The organism is Streptomyces microflavus (assembly GCF_014650075.1).
In the GTDB taxonomy this organism is placed as follows: Bacteria; Actinomycetota; Actinomycetes; order Streptomycetales; family Streptomycetaceae; genus Streptomyces; species Streptomyces microflavus.
Genome location: NZ_BMUG01000025.1, coordinates 1 through 24,269 on the forward strand (window position 1 = coordinate 1; position 24,269 = coordinate 24,269).

Here is a 24,269-nt window from a genome sequence, read left to right on the forward strand (position 1 = left end):
GGCGCGGGTTCCGCCGTCCTGGAAGTAGACGTCCTTGAGTGCTTCGGCGGCGATCTCCTGGAGCCGGGCGTCCCCGGCGCCCTGCTCCTGGGCGTCGAAGAGGCGGGCGGCGTACTGAGGGGGTAGGGCGACGGTCAGGTGCCGGATACGGTCCTGGTCGGTGGAACCGATCGGCGCGGTGTAGCCGAGGCGGGCCCGGGTGTCGATGATGATGCCGCCCGTCGACCCGGCCTTCGCCCTGGCCCTGGCGCGTACCTGCGGCTGCCACCGCTGCTTCACCTCACGCTCCAGCCGTGCGGCGAGGGCCGGGCGGGGGGTTCTGATCTGGTTCTTCACGTACCGCTCGACGGTGCGCTGGGACACCCGCAGCATCCGGGCGACCGCCCTGGTGCCGCCGAGCTGCTTGACGAGGTACCGCATCTGCGCCCCCGCGGACTTGGGCGGCGGGCGGGTGAACGCCCTCTGCACGGCGGCGTCCAGGCCGTCCCCGATCAGGCTCATCGCCGCCGCTCTCCCGCTCGCCGCTGTGGATGGCACGCTATCCGGAGCCCGCTCACGCGGATGTGACGGGTACCGGCCGGCTCAGAACACCACCCCGAGGGGTCACGCCGGCGGGGCGAGCGTACCTCCCCACCGACACCCCCGAGTCCAGAGCGCAGCCGTACCGCCGCCCGAAGGCGCGACGTTGAACGGGGGAGGGGGGGCGGGTCGGGTTCTGTCCGGGGGCCGGCTCCTCCGGCGGGCTTGATCACACCGGAGGAGTCGCAGCTGGTCGGCCCCCATCGGCGGGAGATGAGAAAAAGGGCCGTCCCGAGCTGCTCTTCAGGTCTCCCTGATCCAGACTGGCAAACACCCGCACCTCGCCACCCCTCGCATCCTGCGATCCGTGCACGAGGGTCGGGAGCCGTTCATCACCGACTCCGGAGCTACTGCGAGAACGGCGACCGCATCGACGACCCTTCCGAAGCCGCGCCGTCCATGACGCTCAGCCACCTCAACGACTTCGATGACATCTTCGTGACCGGCCAGCCCGATGGGGACGATTCTGCCCGGCCACTCCTCGGCAGGCAGCGGAGTTGGAACGCCGTGACCTGCAATTTTCCAACTGGCACCTACTGGTTGGAACGGCTTCCGGCCGCGGCTGTCCCGGCCGTTCGGCTGGAATGCGTTCGCCAGGACACCTCGCGGCCCGCGCCTCGTGCGGGGGCCGCTTTTTTGAAACCGGCCCCGGTTCCCGCGCTGGTTGGAACTGGTGCCGCTTTGCCAGGAGCTGGGTGAGCGGAGGGGCTTTCCAACGTCGGGTGCCGGTTGGAACGCTTGGCGGGCCGGTTGGAACTACCCGAAGAAGTAGGCGGCCGGCAAGAGCGCCGGACCGGCGAGGAGTGTTCGCCGGTCCGGCAGTGCCCGATCATGCCGCACGTACCGGCCCCGGGACGCGGGAGGGCACCGGTCCTCGGCCTGCGTGGCGCCGGGCCGTAGCGCCGTGCGTCGTCTGCGCGGGGGGTTGCGCTTCTACGATGCTCCCGTGACCACTCGCCGCGCCCTTGGCGCAGGACCCGAAGCTTCCGGGCCCAGCAGTATCCGTGCAGCCGAAGCCGACATCAGCGACGCCCTTCCCGGCATACGTCTGCCGGACCTTCTTGAACTACGCGAGCGTGGCGTGGTTGGGTCGCACTTTCCTGGGACCGCGAGCACGCGTCGGGTCCTTGGGGCCGGTGTCGTGGGCGACGAAGCCTCGTCGGCTTAGCGTGCTTCGACTGAAGGACGGGTCTCGTCGTCGCGCTCCTGATGGTGCTCGTCCCCACCATGGTGGTGCCCGCCCGCACCACGACGGTGGCGGTGGAGTCGCCTACCACCGGAACGGCACGGTGATGCCCATAACTGGCTTTGACGGTCTGATTCGGCTCCACTTTTCGGCTTGAGTTGGCCCCAGGGGTGGGGGCGTACGGGAGCGTTCGGGGGTTGTTCCGGTCTCATCTGGCCCCACCGGATGGCGGGTGGTGGGACGGTCGTGGTGGGCCACCGCGTCCGCTATGCCCTGGCCGCGAAGCTCGTGAACGAGCTCGTCGAGGCCGCCGACGAGAAGCAGTTGTCCAAGACGATCGCCCGCTACGGCCGCGTGGACCTTCTCTGCATCGATGAGCTGGGATACCTGGAACTGGACCGCCGGGGAGCCGAGATGCTGTTCCAGGTTTTGACCGAAAGGGAGGAAAAGAACAGTGTCGCCATCGCCTCCAACGAATCGTTTGGAGGGTGGACAAAGACGTTCACCGATCCGCGTCTTTGCGCGGCCATCGTCGACCGGCTGACCTTCAACGGCGCCATCATCGAAACCGGAACCGAGTCCTACCGCCTTGCCCAGACCAAAGCCAAGCAGCAGCAGGCGAAGAAGTAGCCCTCACAGATCGCTGGCCGTCCGGCGGATATCGATCACTGCCGGCCGCCGCCTCGGCCATCGAGATACCTGATCAGTTTCGCCTCGCTGCGAAGCAGTCGATCGCGCTCGTCCGCGGGGAGGGACGCCAGTGCGTCGACGAGGACACGTGCTCGGGGAACGTGAACCATCGCACCGGAGTAGATCCGGCACCCGGAGCACCAGGCCAAGCCGACGCACCGCTCGAACAACGAGGACTCAGGCGGATGGAAACGGAACTGGTAGGCGCAGACCTCGGTTTCGCAAGCGGCGCAGATCTGGCGATCACCGTCCCTGACCGTGTCCCAGGTCGTGACCTTGACCCAGTGCTGCCGCCCGGCCGGTGCTCTTCAAGTCGTCATGCGCAGCATTCTCTCTCATCACCACCTTGCGACATCAGGCTGCCCCGACCGATCCCCAGGGCTGGACCAGCTGAGACCGGAAGCCGGGGCCACCTCGGGCCGGAACAATCGTCGCGTTGAACCCGAAGCGGGGCCAACCCAGACCGGAAACTTGGGGCCAATTCGAACCGTTAATGCCACATAACCGACCAAGCGGGGCTTGAAGGGCTGGCTTCCTTCTCCCGGAGCGTGCCGGTCACCGCCCCGGCCGTGGGCGGCCCGACTCACCGCCGGGAGACCTCTGCCCTCATAGGGTGGCCCGCCGAAGACCGGCTGACGGTTCAACCAGACTCCGAAGCCCCATCCCTGGCAGGCAGGTCCGTGACTGTGGGCGGCTGCGCTTCCACGTTCTCCGTGCTGTTCGCGTGCTTCCGGGAAGCGGCTGCTTCCTCGTCCGCGCCCGCTTGGGTATACGCCTGGGCGGACTGCTCCCATGCCTCACGCACTTGAGCCGTATCGGCACCGGCGGCGGTCAACGTGGTGGCCAGCTCGCCCCACGCCTCACCCGTAAGGAACCAGTCCCTTTCCGCGGCCAGCATCGCAGCAGCCTGCTTCCCCGCCACGACAGCCTCATCAACCCGGCCCAGGCCCCGGTACGCGGTGCCGAGGTTGTTCCAGGCAATGGCTTCGCCGTGGGTGTCGCCGGTCTGCTGGTCGAGGCAGCGGGCGGTTTGGTGGGCGTGGAGGGCGTCGTCGAAGCGGCGCAGCTCCTGATAGGTGTTGCCGAGGTTGTTCCAGGCCGTGGCTTCGCCGTGGGTGTTGCCGTTCCGCTGGTGGAGGTCGCGGGCGGTTTCGAGAGCGTGGAGGGCGTCGTCGAAGCGGCGCAGTCCCGCGAGCGCGTTGCCGAGGTCGTTCCACGCGGTGGCTTCGCCGTGGGCGTTGCCGGTCTGCTGGTGGAGGTCGCGGGCGGTTTCGAGAGCGTGGAGGGCGTCGTCGAAGCGGCGCAGGTCCCCATAGGCGTTGCCGAGGTTGTTCCAGGCACCGGCTTCGCCGTGGGTGTTGCCGGTCTGCTGGTGGAGGTCGCGGGCGGTTTCGAGAGCGTGGAGGGCGTCGTCGAAGCGGCGCAGGTCCTGGAGCGCGGTGCCAAGGTTGTTCCAGGCATCGGCTACGCCGTTGGTGTCGCCGGTCTGCTGGTAAAGGTCGCGGGCGGTTTCCAGAGCGTGGAGGGCGTCGTCGAAGCGGCGTAGTTCCTGGAGCGCGCCGCCGAGGTTGTTCCAGGCGGTGGCTTCGCGTTGGGTGTTGCCGGTCTGCTGGTAGAGGTCGCGGGCGGTTTCCAGAGCGTGCACGGCGTCCTCGAACCGCCGGAACTCAAGGAGCGCGCCACCGAGGTTGTTCCAGACCGTGGCCTTGTTCCGGGTGTCGTTGAGCTTGGTGCAGGCATCGAGCGCGAGGGCGTTGACCACGACGTGGTCCTGAAGGTGGCGTCGCCATTTCAGGTAGGAGCCGAGTGCGGAGCTCAAGTCCAGGGCGGCTTGGGGGGTGGTGTGGGCGGTGGCTATGAGGTTTTCGCGTTCGGCATCGAACCATTCCAGCGCCTGGTCCCGATCGGTGAACCGGGCCGGGACAGGACTGCCAGGGGGGTCGAGATGGGTGCTGGCTGCTTGGGCGTGCTGGATGTAGTGGTGGATGAGCCGGTCGTGTGCCTGGTCGTAGCGGCGGCGTGGGGTGCGGCCGCGGTCCATGGCTGCTGTGGCCTGTTCGTGGGCGTAGGCGCGCAGGAGGTCGTGCATCTGCCACCTGCCGCGGACCGCTGGGGTGCGTTCGATGAGGTGGCTGGCGGCAAGCCGCGCGAGAAGACGTTCGGTGGCCGACTGCGGCTGGTCGGCCAAGACAGCCGCGGCGGGGGTGGAAATGTTGGGGCCCGGGTTGAGAGCGAGCAGGCGGAACAGGTCCTGCTCCTGCGGGGTGAGGCGTTCCAGGGACTGGTCGAACATGGTCCGCAGACTGCGTTCACCGTCGTCCAAGCCGTCCAGAACGCTTTCCGTGCCGCCGAGGGCGTCGGCGCGTTCGGACAACGGCTGCCCTGGGTCCTGGGCCAGCAGGGCCGCGGTGATCTGCAGGGCCAGCGGCAGATACCCGCATGCTGATGCCAGCCGGTCGGCGGCTTCCTTGTCTTCCCCGACTCGTGGGTCGTCCGGGTTGTTGTTCTTCAGGGCTGCCTCGAGCAGGGCTACGGCGTCGTCTGGCTGGAGGCGGTTGACCGTCCGCATCCGGCCCAGCCCGGTAAGGCGGTGCCGGGACGTGACGAGCATGCCGTGATGCCCCGGCGGCACCAGCGGCTGCACCTGGGCGATGGCCGAGGCGTTGTCCGCCACCACCAGCAGCCGCTGCCCCTTTTCCTGCCGCGCGTTGAGCTGGGACCGGTACAACGCTTCCCGACCCGCCCCCGGAGGCGGGAGATGCTCGTGCGGCACGCCGAGCGACCGCAGGAGCGCTTCCAGTGCCTCTTCGGCCTGCGCCGGCTGGGAGTCGTAGCCGTGGAGGTCGACCAGCAGCACACCGGAGAACCACCCTCGCCTCTGCGCGGCGTGCCCCGTGGCGTAGGCGAGGGTGGTCTTCCCGACGCCGCCCCAGCCCGACAGCACGGCCACCGCGGGCCCCTCGTCAGCACGGTCGGGATCCAGCACACCGAGGATGTACGCGAGGTCGTCCTCACGCCCGGTGAACCCGACGGGCGGCGGCGGCAGCGCGTCCAGCGCCGTAGGCACCGGCGCGTACTGCTGCACATACGTGTTCGCGGTCATGGTGCCGTGCCCCAGCACCTGACTGCCCGCGAAACCGGCACCGCGGAAATCGCCCCCAGCCGAGCTTCCCACCCCCGCCTGGTCCCGCTGAGGCTTCCCGCTCTTCTTGCCCTTGCGCTTCCCGCTCTTGTTGCCCCCCACAACCATGCCCTACTTGTCGTAGTTGTTCGTGACGGTCATGGTCCCGCTGCCCAACACCTGACTGTTCGTGAACGAAGCCTGACTGAAGTCGTTGTGCACCGTCTCCACCGGCCTGGCGGCTTCGGCCTGGGCGACCAGCGCCTGCAACTCAGCCACCACCAGCTGCTGCTCCGCAGCCGGCAGCTCCTCCAGAAGCGTCTCCAGACGCGTCTGCCACCGCGCGACCTGCGCGATCTGCACCCGCTGCGCGCCTTCGCCAGCGGCTTCGAGCGCTGACCTGGTCTGGTCCAGGCGCTCCAGCTCGGCCTGCTCGCGTCCGGGCTCTCCCCGTCCGAAGAGACGGGCGAAGCCGTCCCGGATCCCATTCCACGCGTCCGTTCCCGCCGCCTGCACCACCGCGCTACCCCCGGCGGCCGCGACAGCGATGAGCCCCTCAACCAACATGGCATTCCCCCGCATCCAACAGACAAGGACCTCAGCCTAGTTCGACCACATGAGGGCTAACAGCAGGTCGGCGGAGCCGCAGCCCAAACCCGTCCAACGTCCAGGCACGCCAGCGCACGTGCTCACACAGTCGGCCTGCGGGGTGCTTCCAGCGATGCGTCACGGGGTCCGGTCACGACTGCGGTCACAGCCGGGGTCCAGACACAGGGGGTAACACCGGCTGAGGCGTAGCTCGTCGTAGTGTCCGCCGATGGATGCGTCGGCCGGGCTGTGAGTCGGAGCAGGTGGAGTTGACGGGATCAGCCCAAGTACACGTTTCCCGACGGCATGATGATCGGGTGAAAGCAGAGACACTAGGCGCACTGACCGGTTTGGCGGGGGCCGCGCTGGGTGCAACCGGAGCCCTGGTGGGCGGATGGTTGCAGACCCGGTATGCCCGGCAGGACCGACATGACGACCGTGCACATGCAGCAGCACAGAAGACCTTGTCGGCACTGATCGAGGCCAGAGACGCGGCAGTCGAGTACATGCGGGATCCGGAGCAGGAAGACTGGCGCAGAACGCGAGACGCCATGGTTCGGGCGGAAACGGCGGCCCTGGCCATCCCCGACGCACAGAGCCTGCACGACCGTCTGAAGGAACTCTTCGCCCTGTACAACGTGCACTGGTGGCGTGGCACCGCGACCACGTTTGTTCGCTATGCGTGGAGGGTCGGCATAGCGACCGTGGCCATCGAAAACGTCTCGTCGTACCTACGACGGGAGAAGTCCCTTCCCGCCCTTCCACGATGGATCGAGACCCGGAACCAAGGCGAGGTGGAGGCCCGGTTCCGTCGCCGCTGACGCCCGCTACAAGAAGCACGCCTTCCGGATCGGCTGCCGTGGGAGCGGCTACTCACATCGCCAAAGCCCTCACCGACGAGGAGTGAGCCTCGCGTCACGAGACGCCGTAGGTCCTTGGCACCGGTCAGAGTGTCCTGGGGGACCGGCCGGCTGGACAGATCCGCACCGCGATCCTAGAGGCCGTCCCAACTCATCGAGGATTGCGCGACTACGCACGCCCACGGCTGGTCTCGCGGCCAGCAGCCTCTCTCCCTTGTGAGTCCCGCCTCGGGAGTCACCTCCGCACTGTCCGTGCCAGGTACGAGCACCTGGAACACGGGCCGGGCCCGGCCCGTCGGCGTCCTGGGTGCTCAGAGGGACTGACTCCGGGGTCAGTGTCTGGAGCAGGTGCCATCATCCTGAGGCATGAGCAGAGACGACAGCGACGAAGCGTACGTAATCGGCCTGTGCAACCAGGTCCTTGAGAGAACGGCGCTCACGCAGCACACGTTCGACTGGCTCCTGGGTGACCCCGCGGCGAGCGGCCGACGAGCCAAGCTGCCGGTCGATGCCTTCTGGCCCGACTACCGCCTGGTGGTCGAGTACCGCGAGATCCAGCACGACCAGCCGGTTGCGCACTTCGACAAGCCGGATCGACTCACCGTGAGCGGCGTGCACCGCGGCGAACAACGCGCTCTGTACGATGCCCGCCGAGACGGCCAGATCCCGGCGCACGGACTGAGACTGGTGGTGATCCTGCCCGCCGACCTCGACGCCGACCGCCGGGGCCGCCTGCGACGAAACCGGGATACCGACCTGGCGACAGTGCGTACGCTCCTGCCGCGGGCCAGCGACGAAGGACGCGTCACCGACGCGTTCCGACGCTGGCTGCTTTCCGAAGGATGGACTCCGGTCACACCCGCCGACCGCTGGACAGACATCGAAGCTGTACGCGGGGAAGAGCGCCTGATCTGCGAGGCCAAGGGCCGCACCAGCGAGAAGGGCGTCGATGCCGACATCGCCTACGGGCAACTCCTGCGGCGAATGACGGACCAGACCACGACCATCCGGTACGCCCTTGTCCTACCGACGTCCTCCGTGAAGACAGCCGAGAGGGTCCCACTCCATGTCCGCCGCGCGCTGCGGATAGACCTATACGAGGTAACGGACGAGGACCAAGTTCTCTCTCACCCGGCGTAGCCGGACGAAACAAAGCGCGTCTGGTCGGCGCCGAGCTGGTCGCGCCGTGCACCACAAGCCCGACAGCCCCCCTCACCGGCCTTCTGCTTTTCCTTTGGCTACAGGTTCGGAAGGGCTTGGTAGACAAAGAACAAGCAGAAGAATTGGGTGGTCTGTGTAGGGAGCACCCCGTCCCGCCAACCCCGGCAGGACGGGTGGGCGCTCTGCCCGACCGTGTCCCGCTCGGTCACCAAAGCCTGCAACGCGGGCCGCAGGTCCGCGGACTCACCGGCCGGCCGGCGCCGCCCTGTGCTGCGCCTCAGCGCGCTCTCGTCGCTCGCACTCCAGTTTCGGCCCAGGGCACGAGGGTCACCACCTCGGCCAGGTACCGCTTCCTCCTGGTCGTCGTTGCACCCGGTGTGACGACACAGCAGACGGATCCGGTGCCGGTGGAGCAGATCGCGGGGGAGACGAGGGCGGTCGATCTGGTGGTGGCGTATGTCGTGGGCGGCGTGGACCTGGTGGTGGCCGCGCGGCTCCAGGGCGATGAGTTCGCCCGCGGTTACATGCTCCAGCAGCTCGACGGGATGCTGGGCCAGGCGGTCATGGCGGATCCCGGGTTCTCGTTCCGCAGGCGGGCGGTGATGCTGCCGGCGGGGATCGGATGGCTGTCCACGGTGCCGATGGCGGCCGATGTCGCAGCCGTCGTCTGGGCCCTGGCCGGAGACGGCGGCGAGGGACCGTGGAGGCAGATGACGATGGAGGACAGGGCGACCGCGCTCGCCGTCTTCACCGCAGCCCGAGGGATCGCGGCCTGGGGTACTGACGGCCTCCTCGCCCGCCCGCCTGGCCGCGATGCGCACGGTCGTCTCAGCCGCGTAGCACGCCAGAACGCCGGGCCTACCTTCCTGCTGCGCCCACCGTTGAGCGGCACGGCGGCCGAACTCACCACGGCTGCTCAGAACACCCGCACTCCCGGAACTCACCACGCGGTCCGCCGTACTCATCACGCGCCCACGCCACTCACCATGCGGTGGTGAGCGGTCCGTTCCGCCGCCTGCGGCGTACGGGTTCGGTCCGGCGTTCCGTCGGCTCTTCGTACTGGCCGCGCCCCGCCCGTGCGTTCGGCCCGCTCTGGTCTAGCTCGCCCTCGATGTCCACCGCGCCCGCAACAGCGACCGGAAGAACGAGGACGACCAGGAGCGGTGAGACTCCAGGGCCGGGGGCGTGCCCGGGCAGAGGCCCCGGGCGCGCCCTTCGCGTCGCGGGACGTGGTGGCTCCATCGGCTGTGTTCTCGGTGTCCGCGGAATCGAGGAGGGGCCGCACGAAGATCACGTTTCCCACCCGGCAGCTGGATGTTGCCGCGCGGACGCTGGTGCGCGGGTTCAGGTGGTGACAAGGGCAACGCTCGGCGTCGAGGAGCTTCGCCGCCGGAACGCCGCAAGGCGGTCCAGCCACACGGTTCGGCTGCGCCCGAGCTGACCTGGAAGGGACGATGACTTCATGCCGACGCGACCTCTGCCCCACGACTCCTACGCCAACGCGGTCATGGCCGCGCTGAGTGCCGAAGGTCTGCTGAGCGCCGCCGACTCGTGGACCGCGTACGACTGCGACAACGGCGAAGTCATGATGATGGAGATCGTGATCGCCCTCGACCCCGACCGGGCCCGCGCCGCCGGCTATGACCACGGCGTCACCCTCCTGTGGAACCACACCCGCCGGAGCTGGGAGTACGGCCCCGCCCAGCACGGCCGGCAGCTCCGGTACGTCGCCGACTTCATCACCGGCACCCCGGTGGCAGAGCCCACCGACATCGTCCGCGCCGCACGGATCCTCCTGGACCCCGACGACAACCTGGCCGCTCTCCCCATCGCCGGGACGAGCCGCCCTCCCGCGCAGACCATCACCCCGCTCCTCCAGGCGGTCCTGGACGAAGGTGGAGTGGACGAGGGGCTGGCCCGCGACCTGTCCGCCTACACCTGACACACGCCCCCCAACCGCCGGTCGCTACTGGCCAGATGCCCCCATCCGGCGGGGGCGTCGACATGGTTCATGACGAGAGGCGACTTGCCATCCGTCGTCCGCGCAGGCAGCGAGGTCTTCCGACGCGGGTATCCCCTACGCGGGCGTACCGCGAGGGCGGCTGTCTGCCGTCGCGCTGGCAGCTTGAAACGAGATCCGAGAATCCATTTCAATGCATTGCATTGCAATACGTTTCGCCGTGCCATGGGACCCGAGTACCATCGCTGTCAGTGGTGCGAACTATGCTCCGCACCTCAGAAAACGAAGGGCCCCACTCCTGCCAGAGGGGGACCCTCCGTCGCAGTTCACGAGCCCGGTCGCCTAACACGAGACCGGGCTCGCTGCATGTGCAGCTGCCGGTCACGACCGGTCCTCATCCGTGGACGCTCAGCGGTGCTGAACGAACTGCCCCACGAGGGCAATGATCGCCACCAGAATGCCCACCACCGTCAACCAGACCTGCGCAGACTCTGCGCTGGTCCACTTCCGGCGGGGCTTCTCCAGATCGGAACTCACCCGCGCCTCCCTTCGCTCTCCACCGGCACCCTTGCGGCACCGGAGACCGAAGAACTCGGCTGAATGGCAGCTGAGTTCAGGGGAGAACGTGTTCGGCACGGTCATATTACGGGGACGACGCGGCCCCATTGAAGTTTCGGGGGTTGCAGCTCTGCCAGCCTAGGACATTCCCGGCCCGGCCCGGGAAGCAGGAGGTCTACCAGCACGTTCGCGCCGGGCCGGGTGGTCCACGGGCAGGCGCGTGCGGCCCGCCGGTTGTAGGCGATGATCCCGAAGTCCGGCCCCTCCAGCAGTGCGGGGAACGGCAGCCGGTCGATGTGGTCTCTGAGATCGCTGGGGACCTCGGGGGTGATGGGAGAGAGGAGGGGCGGGACGGGCCGCCCGGCCCACCGGTAGAGGGCGAGCTGCTCGTCCGGATGGAGAGTGAGCAGCCGTGAGACTTCCGCGATGGTGTCGCTGCTCATCGGGCGGCGGCCGGTCTCCAGCCTGCGGTAGTCGTGCTCGCTGATCATCGTCTGAGCCGTCCGCCGGCGCTCGGCGGCGGCCTTGCCTTGACGTCGGCGTCAAGGAATACGGTCGGCGCATGCGAATCGGGGAGCTGGCCGAACGGGCCGGGACGACGACGCGGACGCTCCGCTACTACGAGTCGCGCGGGCTGCTGCCCGCGCGGCGCGCGGAGAACGGCTACCGCAGCTACGACGAGGGCGACCTGCGTCTCCTCCAGCAGATCAGGACCCTGCAGGACTTCGGGTTCGACCTGGAGGAAACCAGGCCCTTTGTCGACTGCCTGCGGGCCGGCCACCCGGCCGGGGACTCCTGTCCCGCCTCGCTCGCCGTCTACCGGCGCAAGCTCGACGAGCTGGACGCCCTGATCGGCCAGCTGCGTTCGGTGCGCGCCGAGGTCGGTGTCCAGCTCGCCCGAGCTGAACTGGAGGCGTCCGCCGGCCTGCCCGGTGGTCCGGCGCCCCGCTGCGAACTGGGAGGGCAACCATGATCCGTACGGAAGGCGTCACCGACGTGACCGAGGAGACTTTCGAGAGGGAGGTGATGGGCTCCGATCTGCCGGTGCTGGTCCAGTTCACCGCCGACTGGTGCGGGCCCTGCCGCCAACTCGGCCCGGTGCTCGGGGAGATCGCCCGGCAGGAGGCCGGACGGGTCAGGGTCGTCCAGCTCGACGTCGACCGCAACCCCGGTGTCACCGTCCGCTTCGGCATCATGGCGACACCGACCCTGATGGTCTTCCGGGCGGGCGAACCGGTGAAGTCGATGGTCGGCGCCCGGCCGAAGCGCAAGCTGCTCCGCGAACTGGAGGAGGCCCTCGCCCCTGCTCAGGGGTGAGGCGGGACCGGTCGCGCTCCACGATGGCTCGCAGTGCCTCGGTGAGCCATCCGTCGTGGGATGACCGGCCGGTCCTGGGGGGACGACGGCGGAGCTGTCGGTGAGCATCCCCTGCTAGATTCCGGCGGCCGCCGACAGCTAGCTTGCGACGGCGGCCGCCACCAGCCCCTGGTATTACGTCTACGCGGCCTGTCGCGCGCTGGCATCCGGGTGCGCGAGGCAGCTGCCCAGCTCTCGCCCGGCTTCACGGTGCCGCGGGGAAAGGGACGGTCGTCGGCTGGGCGGGGAGCCGCCTCCGGGGCGCGCCGCTCTTCAGCCCCGCACCGGCCCGGTACCGCTTTTCAGGCCCGGAAACACGCACGGGATTCGTACGGCAAACGTACGCGACTCGTACGTTCCGGACGGTAGGGTGGTGGTCAGGAGGTGTTCCATGTCCGAGTTGTTCGACGCGGTCGATGCTCTGCTCGCGTCCCGCGCCGCCCTGCCGCCCCCGGCGGAACGCAAGCGCCTGCGGGCCGCGCATGGCCTGACGATCGACGAGGTCGCCACCGCGCTGAAGGTGCGCCGGGCCACCGTCTCCGGGTGGGAGGCCGGCAAGACCGAGCCCCGCCCGCCGGAGCGTGACGCCTACGCCCGGTTGCTGGACAAGCTCGCGGAGCTCTACCCCGCCACCCCTGCCCCGGTTGCTGAGACCGCCCCCGCGCGGGACGCCCCGGCGCCTGCCACGCTCACCGTGGTGCCCACCCCGGCGCAGCCGTTGCCCAGCGAGCCGGCTTCCGATGCTGGGGGCGTGAGTGCGCCGCTGCAGCCGCAGGTTCCCGCTTCGGACCTGGTGGATGCTTCGGCCGCCGCCGCGCGCACCCCGGCGAGCGCTACCGGGTCGACGGCGACCGCCCGCCGCCCGAGTGCGAAGAAGGCGGCCCCGGCTGGAACTCCGGTGGGCGAGGGTGATCCGCGGTTCGAGAACGGGCCGCTGGCGGTCGTCGACGCTGACGCCGACGGGCAGGTGCTGGCGTACTGCATCGGTGGCCTGGTCCTGGACGTGCCCGCGAAGTCGTTGGCGTCGCTGGTGGAGTGGACGCTGAAGGAGGCGAGGCTCGGGCAGTCGAAGCTGTCCGGTCCGGGCAGGGCTGCCGACCCGCTGCTCGTTCTCACCCAGGCCGCGCTGGAGCGCTACGGCCTCCCCGCCGAGCTGTCGGCGGAGGAGAAGGATGCCGGGCGGATCCCGGAGGGCCATAAGGTCATCAAGCAGCTGGCGCGCGCGGAGTGGAAGCTGACGAAGAGGGGGTTCGGGCCGTGGGCGCGGATCTACCGCCCCGCGACCGGTTCGGAGCGGGCCTGCGTCCAGCTGTGCATCCCCTCCTGGAACGCGCTGGACACCCGTTTCTGGGGCGAGGCCGGGCAGCTCCCGCCGGCCGAACTCGCCCGCGTCCTGGGTGTCTACGCCTCCCGGGTGATGACGCCGCGCGGTTCGACCGCCGTGACGGGTCTGGAGCTGATGACGGCGCTGCACCCGCCGACCCGGGCCTCCGCGCCCGACGGGAACGGCAAGCGCACCTCGGAGCACAACCCCGGTTCCCTGGGCAAGGACCCGGTCGACCCGGCCCCGTGCGAGGCCCCCGACGGCCACCCCGTCCTGAAAGACCTGCCACGTTTCCACGTGCGCGGCCCGGCGGAGAAGCTGTTCGAGGAGGCATACGACTGGGCGCGGCCGATGACGGATGCCGAGTGCACCCTTCGCCACCTCGTCGGCATCGACGTCAACATGGCCTTCGCCGCCGGAGCCAACGGCCTGAACGTCGGCCTCGGCGAGCCCACCCGGGTCACGAACCCGGCGTTCGACCTAAAGCTGCCCGGCTCCTGGCTGGTCGACCTCTCCCACGTCGACCTGTCCCGGGTAAAGGCGGGCAAGGAGTGGGTGGAGCTGGATGGCAGTCTGCTGCCTTCCCCGTTCACACCGAAGGGCGACCACCCCACCGGCCCGGCCTGGTACGCGACACCGACCGTGGCCTACGCCCAGGAGCTCGGCTACGACGTGACCCCAACCGAGGCCTATGTCCGGTACGACAACGGCCGCTACCTGGACGGCTGGTACCAGCGGCTGCGTGACGCCTACCTCGCCACTATGGCCGACCTCGGCGTCACCGCCGACCTGCCACCCGAGGACTTCCTCACCGCGATGGACGGCTACAAGGCCCGTGACCCGGAGCTGGGCATCGTCATCACGGCGATCAAGGCGACGGTGAAGGGCGGTCTGGGCAAGCTCCGCGAGCGCCCGCGCGGCGAGGGCTGGCGGCCGGGCGAGCGGTGGCGCGCTCTGGAACGCCCGACGTGGCGGCCGGACATCCGGGCGGCGGTCATCTCCCGGACCCGGATTAACCTTCACCGCAAGATCGTCAAGCACGCGGCGTTCACCGGGCAGTACCCGATCGCGGTCCTGTCCGACTGCGTCGTCTACGCCGCCGACGGTCCCTCGCCGCTGGACTTCCTGCCCTACCGGGACGGCAAGCCGCTGCCCGGCGGGTTCAAGCTCGGCATCAACCCCGGCCTGGTCAAGCACGAAGGCACCCAGAGCGTGCTCTGGGGCGAGGGAGTGCGGGAGCAGTTCGACGCTCCGCAGCTGAACTTCGCCCGGTTCATCAAGGACGGCAACGTCACCGATGCCGACAACGGAGAGTAGGAGAAGACCGGCATGAGCCTGATCGGGGACGGTCTGAACAAGGCGGTGCAGAAGGCGTTCACCCGCCCGGCGCCGAAGAGCGCGGGTGCGCAGATGCGGTACCTGGTGAAGCAACTCGGCGGCACGAAGGCGGTCGCGCAGATGCTGCGGGTGTCCCAGCGCACCGTCGAGCGGTACGTGAAGGACCAGATCAAGAAGCCCCGCCCCGACCTCGCCGCCCGCCTGGACGGTGAGGTGAAGGCCCGGTGGCAGCCGCAGATCCGGGCCAAGGCCAAGGCGAAGGCGGCGTCCACGGACGGCATCATGATCGACGTCCGCGCCCGCCTCGGCTACACCGCCCCGATCGGCTCCACCGACCAGGACCGCATCCGCCACCTCACCCTCGCCCTCCCGCCGGTCCACGCCGCCCGGCTCTTCGAGGCCCAGGAGCAGGGCGCGTCCGACGCCCGGCTCCAGGAGATCGCCGCCGAAGCGCTCAAGGAGGTCTACTTCCAGGACGGCGGCCGCCGCGCCGGCTCCCTGGACGAGGTCAGGTTCACCGACATCGAGCACCTCGAATTCGACCTGTAGGCAGAAGGTCTGAACACCCCCGCGAGCCCCGGATGTGACTGAGCTCTTCAGATGGCGGATGAGCGCTTGAGCTGGCGGGGCTGAGCGTCGCACTTGGCGAGGGCATGCGTGCAGGCCAATGGGCAGATGTCGACTACGACAAGGGCAGCGGCCGTCGGGCCGAGGGGCTCTCAGCCAGCGCGTCTGATCCGTCGCGCCAGGTGGCATGATCCGATGCATGGACTACTTACGCTGCGTGGACATTCTGGCAAAGGCGCATGAGAACCCCCACGGGCTTCCTCGGGAGGTGCGTCAGGCGAATGTCTCCAGGCTGCTGGAGGCGCTGGGCCGTCCTCAGCGGGGGCTGCGCGGGATGCTGGTGGTCGGGACGAACGGCAAGGGGTCGACCTGCGCGTTCGCGGTGTCGGCAGTGGCCGCGACCGGCGCACGGGTGGGCAGTATGCCCAGCCCGCACCTGCAGGAACCCCGGGAGCGAATCCGGATCGACGGGGTCCCTGTCACGCGTGCCGAGTACACCGCGGCGTTCGCCGAGGTCTGGCAGACGATCGAGCGGCACGGCCTGCCAGTCCTGGCCCAGGGCATCTTCACGACGACCGCGGCCGTACATTTCCGACGGGCCGGCGTGGGGCTGGCGGTGGCCGAGGCGAGCATCGGCGGGAGCAAGGCCGCGGCTGCGGAACTCGGCCTTGACGTGAAGGTCCTCTCCGGCATCGGGCTCGACCACACCCGACTGCTCGGCGGCTCCCTGACCCGGATCGCTCAGGCCAAGATCGCAGCCGCGCAGGACAGGGACCATGTCGTTCTCGGACGGCTGGCCCCCGAAGCGTCCACAGCTGCGGAGCAAGTTCTCAAGGAGCGGACGGGACTGGCCGTGTGGCGTATGGACCAGGAGATCCACTACACCGCCCGTGCCGCCGGCCGCGACGGCAACCGCGGCCCGGGGACGCTGGTCGACGTCACCACTCCCCGCGCCGTGCACCGCGATCTGCCCTGCCCACTGTCCGGCGCACACCAGCACCACAACCTCGCGGTCGCCATCGCCGCGATGGACGCGATGGCCGAACGCGGGCACATCCCCGAGCCTGACGGCGAACGACTCCGCGCGCGACTGGCGGCAACATCCTGGCCCGGCCGCCTTGAACTGGTCCCCCACGCCCGGCTGGACGACTGGACGGGCCGCGTCCTCCTGGAGGGCGCCACGAATCCGCAAGGTGCCGCGACCGTCGCCCCGGAGATCCTGCATCATGCCCGCGCCGACGGTCACTCGGGCCCGCCCGTGCTGGTCTTCGCCGCGATGGACGACAAGGACGTCGTCGGCATGCTCGCCCCGCTCCCCTCCCACTGGCCTCTGGTCCTCACCCGCACCGGCTCGCACGAGGCCGCGGGCGCCGCTACCTTGCACAGCCGGCTCGCCCCGGGCCGCCAGGCGCCGTGCCTGACAGCCGAAGACGCCCCATCGGCGCTGCGCCGGGCCGCCGAACTCGCCGGACCCGGCGGCCTGATCGTCGTCTTCGGCTCGCTGCGCCTCGTAGGAGAAGCCCGTACCGCGCTCGGTCTGCAGCCCGCGTGAGGGGACTCGGGGCGGGCGTCACAGGAGGACCACGGTGGTGCAGCGAGAATCTGGCGGTACGGATGAGATTGAGCGGGAGTTCATCTGCTTGAACGCGACAGCGCGGCCTTCACACATGGCCTCGCCAAGTGCGGCGCTCAGCCCCGCCAATTCAAGCACTCATCCGCCAACTCGGGCGCTCAGTCACACCGGACCGCCCACGGTCCGGGGCTCGCTCGCTCGTACGGCACTCCCGGCGCACCACCGAAGTGCCGTCCGGGATGAAGAACAGCCCGGTCAGACCGAGCTGTCCGATTGTGCCGTCCGCGCCTGCGCTCCGGGGCCAACGAGACCATCGAAGTTGCTCATGGCGGTGGAGGGTTGGCACTCGCCTTCCGAGTCGGTGTCGACGGGAGTGAGGGTGCCGTCACTTCGGACGGTCCAGGCCACCAGCGGGTCCTCCATGACCGTGCCGTCCGGGCTTTTGAACCGGACGCTCCACCCGCCACCCGGGATAGCGCCGACAACAGGGTGCTCGCCCTCCGAGAGCCCGGTGAAGTTACGGACGTTGTTCGCCGGGACAAGCCGGCCGCTTCGCTCATCCACGACGAGCGCCTGGCCCTCGTCGTCCCAGGCGATGACGGGCTTGCTCCTGGGGACCATGCCGCCGCCCTTTTCCTGCTGGTAGTTCGCTCGGTAGAGGTGCTGTGCTGGGATCACTGCGTCTCCTGGGCAGGTGGGTTCCGGTCCTGGTGCGACCGTACGGCCGGGACGGCCTGTCCGTCCCCGAGTTGGATCAAGCCGCTGTGACGGTGCAGCATTGTTGGCAATGGGGAAGCCGTGACGGCCCTGATCAGCTGCACGTAACCACTTCGTAGTTGGCAAGTCTGGCGCGTGTTGATTGGCGAGCTGTGATCACGCGGGGTAATCGAGCTCAGCGAGGACCTTGCTGCAGGGGCTGCTCGCGCTCGGGCAGTCGTGCCGTTGCCCTCCACCGGCTCGGGTGCCGGTGGAGGGCAACATTTGGTAGCGGGGATCGCTTACGTGAGATCAGGGGCAGGTGGCCAGGATGATGGAGATGGCGGTGCAGGTGGCCGACGCGCTGTCATTGGCGGGGTTGGGGTCGGTGGGGGTGGAGGCGGTGAGGGTGCCGGTGACGGTCACGTGGCCCAGCGACAGCAGGTTGAGCGGGACGCGGAACGACTTGTTCACGCTCGCTGCGTTGGCGATGGCTCCGTAGGTGCAGGTCACGGTCCCGGTGCTGGTGGTGCACCCGGTGGACAGGCCAGTCGCGGAGGCGCCTGCGGGCAGGGAAGCGGTCACCGTTGCCGAGGTGATCGCGTCGGGTCCGGTGTTGTGCGCGGTGAGGGTGTAGGTCAGGTAGGGGACAAGGATGCCCAGGTGCGGCTGCCCGGTGACGCTCACGTCGATGTCGGCGGTCGGGGCGATGTAGGTGAACTGGTCCGCGGCGGACACCGTGCTGGTACCGCCGGCCGTGGTCACGGTGACATCGACCGTGCCAGGGGTGCCGGGCGGGGTGGTAGCGGTGATCTGGGTGTCGGAGTCGACGGTGAAGGATGCCGCCGGGTCGGAGCCGAAGGCGACGGCGGTGGCGCCGGTCAGGTCGGTTCCGGTGATGGTGACAGCGGTGCCGCCCGCCGTGGGCCCGGAGGACGGGCTGATGCCGGTGACGACCGGTGTGCCGGCCACCGAGACGTCGAGTTCTGCCACAGCGAAGGCACCGGCGCTGGTCGGGACGGTGCCGGTGACGGTGTTGGTGGCGGTGCTGATCTTCGAGACGGCGTTGTTGCCGGAGCAGGCCGCGTACACGGTGGTGCCGTCGGTGCTGACCGCGTTCCGCTGAGGGTTGACGCAGACCGGGACGGTGGCGGTGACGGAGTTGGTCGTGGTGTCGATCACCGAGACGGTGTTGCCGCCCACGTTGGTGATGTACACCTGGGATCCGTCCGGGGTGACGGCCACGCCGGTGGGCAGGGAGCCGACCGTGACCGTGGCGATGACCGTGTTGGAGGCGGTGTCGATGACGGAGGCTTTGCCGGTGCCGTAGTTGGCGACGTAGACGCGGGTGCCATCGGGGCTGAGAACCAGGTCGATCGGCTGGGAGCCGACCGGGATGGTGGAGGTCACGGTCATCGTGGCGGTGGCCACCACCGAGACGCTGGAGCTGCCGGTGTTGGACACGTAGGCCTGCAAGCCGTCCGCGGTGATGGCCACGCCGGACGCGTTGGAGGCGGTGGAGACCGTGCCGACCAGGGTGTTGGTGGCGGTGTCGATGGCGCCGATCCGCCCGCCGAAGGACACGTAAGCGCGGGTGCCGTCGGGGCTGACCGCCATGCCGGTCGCGGAGGCGGTCAGCGCGACGTTCGCGGTCACAGTGTTGGTGGCGGTGTCGATGACGACCACCTTGCTGCCGACCGCTGCGTACGCGTGCGAGCCGTCGGGGCTGATGCTGATCTCGGCAGCACCTGCGCCCACCGGTATCGAGGCCACCTCGGCGTTCGCGGTGGTGTCGTACACCGTCACCGAACTGCCGGTGGTGATGTACAGGTTCTGGTGCGTGACGGCCGCGTGCGCCGGCGCGGCCGCGGTGGCCAGGCCTCCCGCGGCAAGTGCGAGCGAACCGGCCAGGGCCAGCAGACGTTGACGCCACCGGGAGATAGATCTCGGACGGGCGGTCATGATCGAAGACACGGAGGTCCCCCCTCTTGGGTTCGCGCCGCCTGCGGCCGGGCCCGGCGGGCCCTGACGTCTCCGAGTCGGCGCGATCGTACGCCGGACACGCGGACCACCCGCCTGCGAGACCCGGCCACCGTACGCCGCGCACCGCCGGTGGGTACCCGACTGCCGCCGCGACGGAATCCGTCCCGGCGGGCCCCAGAAGCCCGCGGCCCGAGTAGCGGGGGGCTGCGGAACCCGAGACGCCCTGCACCGTCAGTAGTCGGTGCACCGCACATTGTCACATTCATCAGATGAGAGGGGACAGTGATATCCAAGCCATGCCGAATCCGACCTCCCGGGCCGAAAGGGCGTACCTGACAGCACGGCGCCGACGCGGTATCCGCGGACGCCAGAGGCGGGGCCGCCCTGCCGAGCCACCCCATGAAGGACCTTGGCGCTCCGTAGAGTGACCACAGGTCAACATGGGCGACGTTTGCCAACAAACGGGCTGGTTTTCCAACTATGTTGCGTCGTCACAGGCTGCTCACGGCAGCAGCCGCCGACGCGGACGGCGTCCTCTGTCCACACGCGAACCATGGTCCCTGGAGGCATGAGCGATCACGAGCAGCAGCAGCCGGCCCCGGGCCGCGGCAAGTGTGAGTGGGCGCGTTTGTGGCATCGAGTGGGTGTCAGCGGGACAGGGCACTGGGTGCCTGGTCATGGGGGCCGACTGCGGGCACGTTTGCTGTCATGAGGTGACGAAGTGGCTGCTGTTCTCCGTCTGGCAAGCGGTTGATCGGCTGCCGTGGGAGCGGCTACTCACACCGGGCCTCTCGGGTGGTTCGGGACGTGGATCGGCTCCCACAGCGGCGTACAGCGCTTCCAGCGTCCTAGCGGCGGTCGTCACCGCAGACGCGACCAACGCCGGGGAGCCGGTTTTCGGGGGCTGTCGTGGGGCTGCTAGGTGCTGGCTGCCTGTTCAGCGGCGTGTGCCTAGCAGCAGGGGTGGTGGGTCTAGCACCTGCGCTAGGGCCTGTATCAAGTCCTGATCTACCTGACCCCCGGTCCGTTGCGGTTCCGGGCCGGTCAGGTAGAACACTGGGATGTCTCGCCCTCAACTGTCTGATGATGCCTGGGAGTTCATAGAGCCGTTCCTGCCGATCGGTGAGTACGGGCCGTACCCCTCTCACCTGCGGGAACAGTTCGAGGGGGTGGTCTGGCGATTCCGGAACGGGGCGAAGTGGCGGGAGCTTCCCGAACGTTTCGGACCCTGGTCCACGGTCTACGGCCGGTTTCGGAAGTGGCGGGACGCCAGGGTGTTCACCGCGATATTCCAGGGCGCGATCGCCGAGGCCGCGAAGCGGGACTTGGTCGACTTGTCGCTGGTCAGCGTGGACTCGACCACGGCCCGCGCCCACCACGACGCCGCGGGCCTGGTCCTCGACGCCGAGACCCTCGATGCCCTGGCGAAGGCCCTGGCCGAAAAAGGGGAAGCTTTGAGGAACAAGCCGGGCAAGAAGTTCCGGAACCCAACTCCGGGCAGGCCGAGCGACAGCGGATGAAACGTCGCCACAAGGCCCGCCTTGCCGCTGCTGCCCTGGGACGATCCCGCGGCGGATTGACGACGAAGACGCACCTGTCCTGCACCCGGGACTGCCTCCCGCTCTCCTTCGTGGTCACCGCCGGGCAGGCCGGGGACAGCCCGCAGTTCATCCCCGTCCTCCAGGGCATCCGGGTCCCCGGCCCGGTCGGCCGCCCCCGCACCCGCCCGGACGCCGTTGCCGGCGACAAGGCTTACTCCTCCCGCAGAAATCGCTCCCACCTGCGGACACGCGGCATCAAGGCAGTGATCCCGGAGAAGAAGGACCAGGCCGCGAACCGCAGGAAGAAGGGCCGCCGGGGCGGCAGACCCATCGCCCACGACACCGAGCTGTACAAGGACCGGAACACCGTCGAGCGCACCATCAACAAAATCAAGGACTGGCGCGGCCTCGCTGTCCGGTACGACAAGCGCCCCGACAGCTACCAAGCAGCCCTCGACCTCTGCGGCGCACTCCTCTGGATCCGCCACCTCGGAACAGCCTGATCACGGCTTGATACAGGCCCTAGCGGCTTCCGTACGGCCCGGGTGGTGGTGGAGTCCCGGGGCGGGCGTCCTGCCGGCGGTGGGGGCGCCTGGCAGGACAGCATGGTGGGGATCGCCCCGGGATCCGGGTATGTATACCCGACTGCGGCAGGTCTAGGCCATGAGTCGGCCGGGATCGGAGATGGGCGCTCAGCGGTCCGTAGGGGCTGCGTCTGGGTGTGGGGTGGTGGAGGTCCCGGGGCGGCCCTTCCGCCGGGAGGTGGCCCGGCGGGGTGCCGTGTCGGTGCCGCCCCGGGCTCCGTCTCCGTTTCTACCCGGATTCCGGGGTTCGGGCCTGTTTTCCCGTCCATCCGGGGATTTTGCTGTTTCCGCAGTCGGCGGCAGGTTGCCCGGGGTGGGCGTTCCGTCGCCGGCGCCACACGCCGGCCGCCCGCCCCGGGCCCGCGCAGCCTCCCACGACGACCGGACCCACCGCGGATCGGGCCGGGGCTCCTGGCGGTGGTCCGGCCCGGCGCCCGGGGCCGCTGAGGAGCGTCCGGCCGGTCGTGGTGAGTGCGGCGGGAACTCCCCACGGCAGGTCACAGGGCCCGTGCCCTGGAACTCACCACGGAGGACGGACGTACTCACCACGACCGGCCGGGTCGGTGGTGAGTGGCGTGGCGGTGGTCATCAGCCGGTGCCGCAGGGCACCCTGGGCAGGTGGTGATCAGGAAGACCCGGCGTTGTGGTCAGTGCGGAGCGCCTCTTCCCGACGGGGTCAGGAAGAGCCGTCGGTATTGTTCCGCGGCGTGCAGGACGAGGGCCTGGCGCTCGATGAAGGTCCGGCGGGAGGCGATCGAGGCCGGCGGTGAGGCCCTGAGGGCAGTTCTGGAGGGGCGCCGCCATCCGTGGCCTCAGTTCAGGTGCCCGGAGTGCGGCAGCACCTGGTACTCCTGCGACACCCCGTTCGGGAAGAGGAAGCGGTCCGACAGCCGGTACTGCTCACCTCGCTGCCGGACCCGGGCATGGCGCAGGCAGTCCCGTTCAGGAGGCGTCACCGCGTGACGCCTCCTGGTGACGCCAACCGCACACCCAAGATCCGGGAATAGGCGCTGGGCGCCGCTTCACCCGCCCTGGGGGCGGTCTCTCGCTGTCACAGAACCGAGAGATCGCATGTCGTCTCGCAGAGACGGGTTGTCCTTGGTGACACGCTGCGGGGCGTTGGCTTCGTCGGCCGGCCCCTCCCGAACGTGTGGAGCGAAATACAGAGTGACAAAGGGGGTGACGGAGAGGGTGACATCGGCGGTGACAAAGGAGATGACGAAGGGGGTGGTAAAGGGGGGTGACGCTGAAGAGTCACTGCCTCGGTCGTTCTCACCGATCAGCCCACGAATTGTTTGTGGTGAGTGCCCGGACTTCCTCTTTTGCTGCCCTTTTTTCCCGAGTGGTGGGGGGAGTGGACGGGTGGAGCTGCTGGCGGTCCTCGTGGGCCGGGAGCCGTCAGGAGACGCGGGCGGCGTCCAGGGTGGGGTAGACCCGCAGGTAGGTGTCGACGCCGGCGATGTCGAACAGCCGGGCCACCCGGGAGGAAGGCGCGACGATCCGGAGGTCGGTGCGCTGGTGGACCCCGAGGATCATCCTGAGGAAGGACGAGTCGGCGAACGTGATGCCACTGGCGTCCAGGACCACCCCGCCGTGCACGGCGATCACCGTCTCGATCTCTGCGAGCAGCGCCGGGACGTTGTCCATGTCGAACTCCCCGACCGGAGAGAGCACCGGCCCCGGGGCAGAGCTGTCAGGTACCGGCTGATGAGTGGTCATGGAAGAGATTATGCCAAGCCCTCACAGGCCCCCGACAAACGGCCCGACCAGCCGGACACACACTGCTAGATTCCCGTGCCATGAGCCGCTTACCTGACCCCTCCCCGCCCGCCGCACCCTGGGATCCCGCAGTGCTGGAAGCGGTCCGGGCGACCCCGGCGCCGCTGTACGCCGTGGCCTACCCGGCTTCCGGCGGAGGCTGGCGCGTCAGCCTCCTCGAGGGCGAAGACGATATCCGTGACTCCTTCACCGCCACCGATCTGGAAGCAGCCGACCACGCGTTGCAGGAGCGCGGATACCTTTCGATCGCCTCAGCGATGGAAAGGGACTGGGAGAAACTCTCACCGAAGAAGTCCAGGAAAGAGCGCGGCACCCCAGTATTCAGGGACCCCGGGGAATAGCCCTGAGAGGCATACAGGACCTGACGAAGAATCCCACTCTCCACCCAGGACTTCATGCGATGCGCGCACCCGGGGTTCCATAGCCCCCGGTGGGTGTGACCTGGATCCGCCAACTCAACATGCTGCATCATCTGATGCAGCCAGGGTGGCCGGACACCCCCGGTCACCCTTCCCCGTAGCCAGCCCGGCCCGCGCCAGCGGGCCGAGGGTCCTGGAGGCGCAGCCGGAGGGGCCGTTGGGGTGGGGAGCGCAGCGGACCGGCCCAACCCGGTGCGGAGCGCAGCGGAGAACCGGTCAGGCCGGGCGGAGACCGGCCAGGCCTGGGAGCGCAGCGGACAGGCCGTCACCACCCAGGCGCAGCCTGGGTGGTGGGCCCAGTGCGCAGCACTGGGCAGGCGCGGACGCGGAGCGGGAGCGCAACCACCCGGCGCAGCCGGGTGGTTCGCTTGCCCATCGCGCAGCGATGGGGTACCCGCTCCGCGGG

19 protein-coding genes and 2 pseudogenes are annotated in these 24,269 nt (G+C 69.2%); 12 read left to right on the forward strand and 9 right to left on the reverse strand.

The features are described from left to right. Positions 1-501, reverse strand: a 501-nt coding sequence (gene tpg / locus IE264_RS37410; RefSeq protein WP_190167915.1) for a telomere-protecting terminal protein Tpg, incomplete at its 3' end; no start/stop codon positions are given. A 1,516-nt stretch (positions 502-2,017) separates the two neighbouring features. Here tpg (IE264_RS37410) and IE264_RS37415 point away from each other — a divergent pair. Continuing rightward, positions 2,018-2,395 (forward strand): annotated as a pseudogene (locus IE264_RS37415) (ATP-binding protein); the annotation flags it as partial. A 700-nt stretch (positions 2,396-3,095) separates the two neighbouring features. On the opposite strand, the gene IE264_RS37420 reads toward IE264_RS37415, so the two are convergent. Further along, positions 3,096-5,558 carry an ATP-binding protein gene (locus IE264_RS37420; protein WP_158706605.1) on the reverse strand — a complete coding sequence of 821 codons (2,463 nt, stop codon included), beginning with the start codon at positions 5,556-5,558 and terminating at the stop codon, positions 3,096-3,098. A gap of 150 nt (positions 5,559-5,708) precedes the next feature. Then, entirely contained in the window at positions 5,709-6,143 is a 435-nt protein-coding gene (locus IE264_RS37425; RefSeq protein WP_051822088.1) for a hypothetical protein, read from the reverse strand. 338 nt (positions 6,144-6,481) lie between these two features. On the opposite strand from IE264_RS37425, the gene IE264_RS37430 reads away from it, so the two are divergent. From IE264_RS37430 to IE264_RS37445, 4 genes are all read left to right on the forward strand, one after another. Further along, entirely contained in the window at positions 6,482-6,985 is a 504-nt protein-coding gene (locus IE264_RS37430; protein WP_158706604.1) for a hypothetical protein, read from the forward strand. 405 nt (positions 6,986-7,390) lie between these two features. Continuing rightward, positions 7,391-8,164 (forward strand): hypothetical protein, encoded by a 774-nt coding sequence (locus IE264_RS37435; RefSeq protein ID WP_032760753.1) that lies wholly within the window; start codon positions 7,391-7,393, stop codon positions 8,162-8,164. A gap of 398 nt (positions 8,165-8,562) precedes the next feature. Continuing rightward, entirely contained in the window at positions 8,563-9,183 is a 621-nt protein-coding gene (locus IE264_RS37440) for a hypothetical protein (RefSeq protein WP_158706603.1), read from the forward strand. Between the two features lie 464 nt (positions 9,184-9,647). Beyond that, positions 9,648-10,127 carry a hypothetical protein gene (locus tag IE264_RS37445; RefSeq protein WP_032760748.1) on the forward strand — a complete coding sequence of 160 codons (480 nt, stop codon included), beginning with the start codon at positions 9,648-9,650 and terminating at the stop codon, positions 10,125-10,127. Between the two features lie 426 nt (positions 10,128-10,553). On the opposite strand, the gene IE264_RS38530 is transcribed toward IE264_RS37445, so the two are convergent. Beyond that, positions 10,554-10,682 (reverse strand): hypothetical protein, encoded by a 129-nt coding sequence (locus IE264_RS38530; protein WP_267884133.1) that lies wholly within the window; start codon positions 10,680-10,682, stop codon positions 10,554-10,556. A gap of 101 nt (positions 10,683-10,783) precedes the next feature. Next, positions 10,784-11,194: a hypothetical protein gene (locus tag IE264_RS37450; protein ID WP_032760746.1), complete on the reverse strand. Its 411-nt coding sequence runs from the start codon at positions 11,192-11,194 to the stop codon at positions 10,784-10,786. Positions 11,195-11,265: 71 nt separating this feature from the next. Here IE264_RS37450 and IE264_RS37455 point away from each other — a divergent pair, with 71 nt between their 5' ends. The 5 genes from IE264_RS37455 to IE264_RS37475 all read left to right on the forward strand — a co-directional run bounded on the left by IE264_RS37455 (position 11,266) and on the right by IE264_RS37475 (position 16,840). Then, the gene (locus IE264_RS37455) at positions 11,266-11,676 is read left to right on the forward strand and encodes a MerR family transcriptional regulator (protein ID WP_018509849.1); all 411 of its coding nucleotides are present in this window, start codon (positions 11,266-11,268) and stop codon (positions 11,674-11,676) included. Then, on the forward strand, positions 11,673-12,020 hold the full coding sequence (gene trxA, locus IE264_RS37460; protein WP_032760742.1) for a thioredoxin: 348 nt from the start codon (positions 11,673-11,675) through the stop codon (positions 12,018-12,020). Before IE264_RS37455 ends, trxA begins: the two co-directional genes overlap by 4 nt. A gap of 430 nt (positions 12,021-12,450) precedes the next feature. Beyond that, the gene (gene tap, locus IE264_RS37465) at positions 12,451-14,700 is read left to right on the forward strand and encodes a telomere-associated protein Tap (protein WP_032760740.1); all 2,250 of its coding nucleotides are present in this window, start codon (positions 12,451-12,453) and stop codon (positions 14,698-14,700) included. A 12-nt stretch (positions 14,701-14,712) separates the two neighbouring features. Continuing rightward, on the forward strand, positions 14,713-15,270 hold the full coding sequence (tpg, locus tag IE264_RS37470; RefSeq protein ID WP_032760737.1) for a telomere-protecting terminal protein Tpg: 558 nt from the start codon (positions 14,713-14,715) through the stop codon (positions 15,268-15,270). Positions 15,271-15,556: 286 nt separating this feature from the next. Beyond that, entirely contained in the window at positions 15,557-16,840 is a 1,284-nt protein-coding gene (locus tag IE264_RS37475; RefSeq protein ID WP_032760735.1) for a bifunctional folylpolyglutamate synthase/dihydrofolate synthase, read from the forward strand. Between the two features lie 276 nt (positions 16,841-17,116). On the opposite strand, the gene IE264_RS37480 is transcribed toward IE264_RS37475, so the two are convergent. Both IE264_RS37480 and IE264_RS37485 read right to left on the reverse strand, forming a co-directional pair. Continuing rightward, positions 17,117-17,539, reverse strand: a complete 423-nt coding sequence (locus IE264_RS37480) for a hypothetical protein (RefSeq protein WP_051822087.1) — start codon at positions 17,537-17,539, stop codon at positions 17,117-17,119. A gap of 330 nt (positions 17,540-17,869) precedes the next feature. Next, positions 17,870-19,531 carry an IPT/TIG domain-containing protein gene (locus IE264_RS37485; RefSeq protein ID WP_158706602.1) on the reverse strand — a complete coding sequence of 554 codons (1,662 nt, stop codon included), beginning with the start codon at positions 19,529-19,531 and terminating at the stop codon, positions 17,870-17,872. 1,070 nt (positions 19,532-20,601) lie between these two features. Between IE264_RS37485 and IE264_RS37490 the strand changes: the two are divergent. Continuing rightward, positions 20,602-21,584 (forward strand): annotated as a pseudogene (locus tag IE264_RS37490) (IS5 family transposase). Between the two features lie 893 nt (positions 21,585-22,477). On the opposite strand, the gene IE264_RS37495 reads toward IE264_RS37490, so the two are convergent. Further along, entirely contained in the window at positions 22,478-22,621 is a 144-nt protein-coding gene (locus IE264_RS37495; protein WP_190167917.1) for a hypothetical protein, read from the reverse strand. A 442-nt stretch (positions 22,622-23,063) separates the two neighbouring features. Further along, on the reverse strand, positions 23,064-23,384 hold the full coding sequence (locus IE264_RS37500; RefSeq protein ID WP_229887978.1) for an STAS domain-containing protein: 321 nt from the start codon (positions 23,382-23,384) through the stop codon (positions 23,064-23,066). A gap of 131 nt (positions 23,385-23,515) precedes the next feature. Between IE264_RS37500 and IE264_RS37505 the strand changes: the two genes are divergently transcribed. Beyond that, entirely contained in the window at positions 23,516-23,785 is a 270-nt protein-coding gene (locus IE264_RS37505; RefSeq protein WP_032760731.1) for a hypothetical protein, read from the forward strand. Positions 23,786-24,269 lie beyond the last annotated feature (484 nt).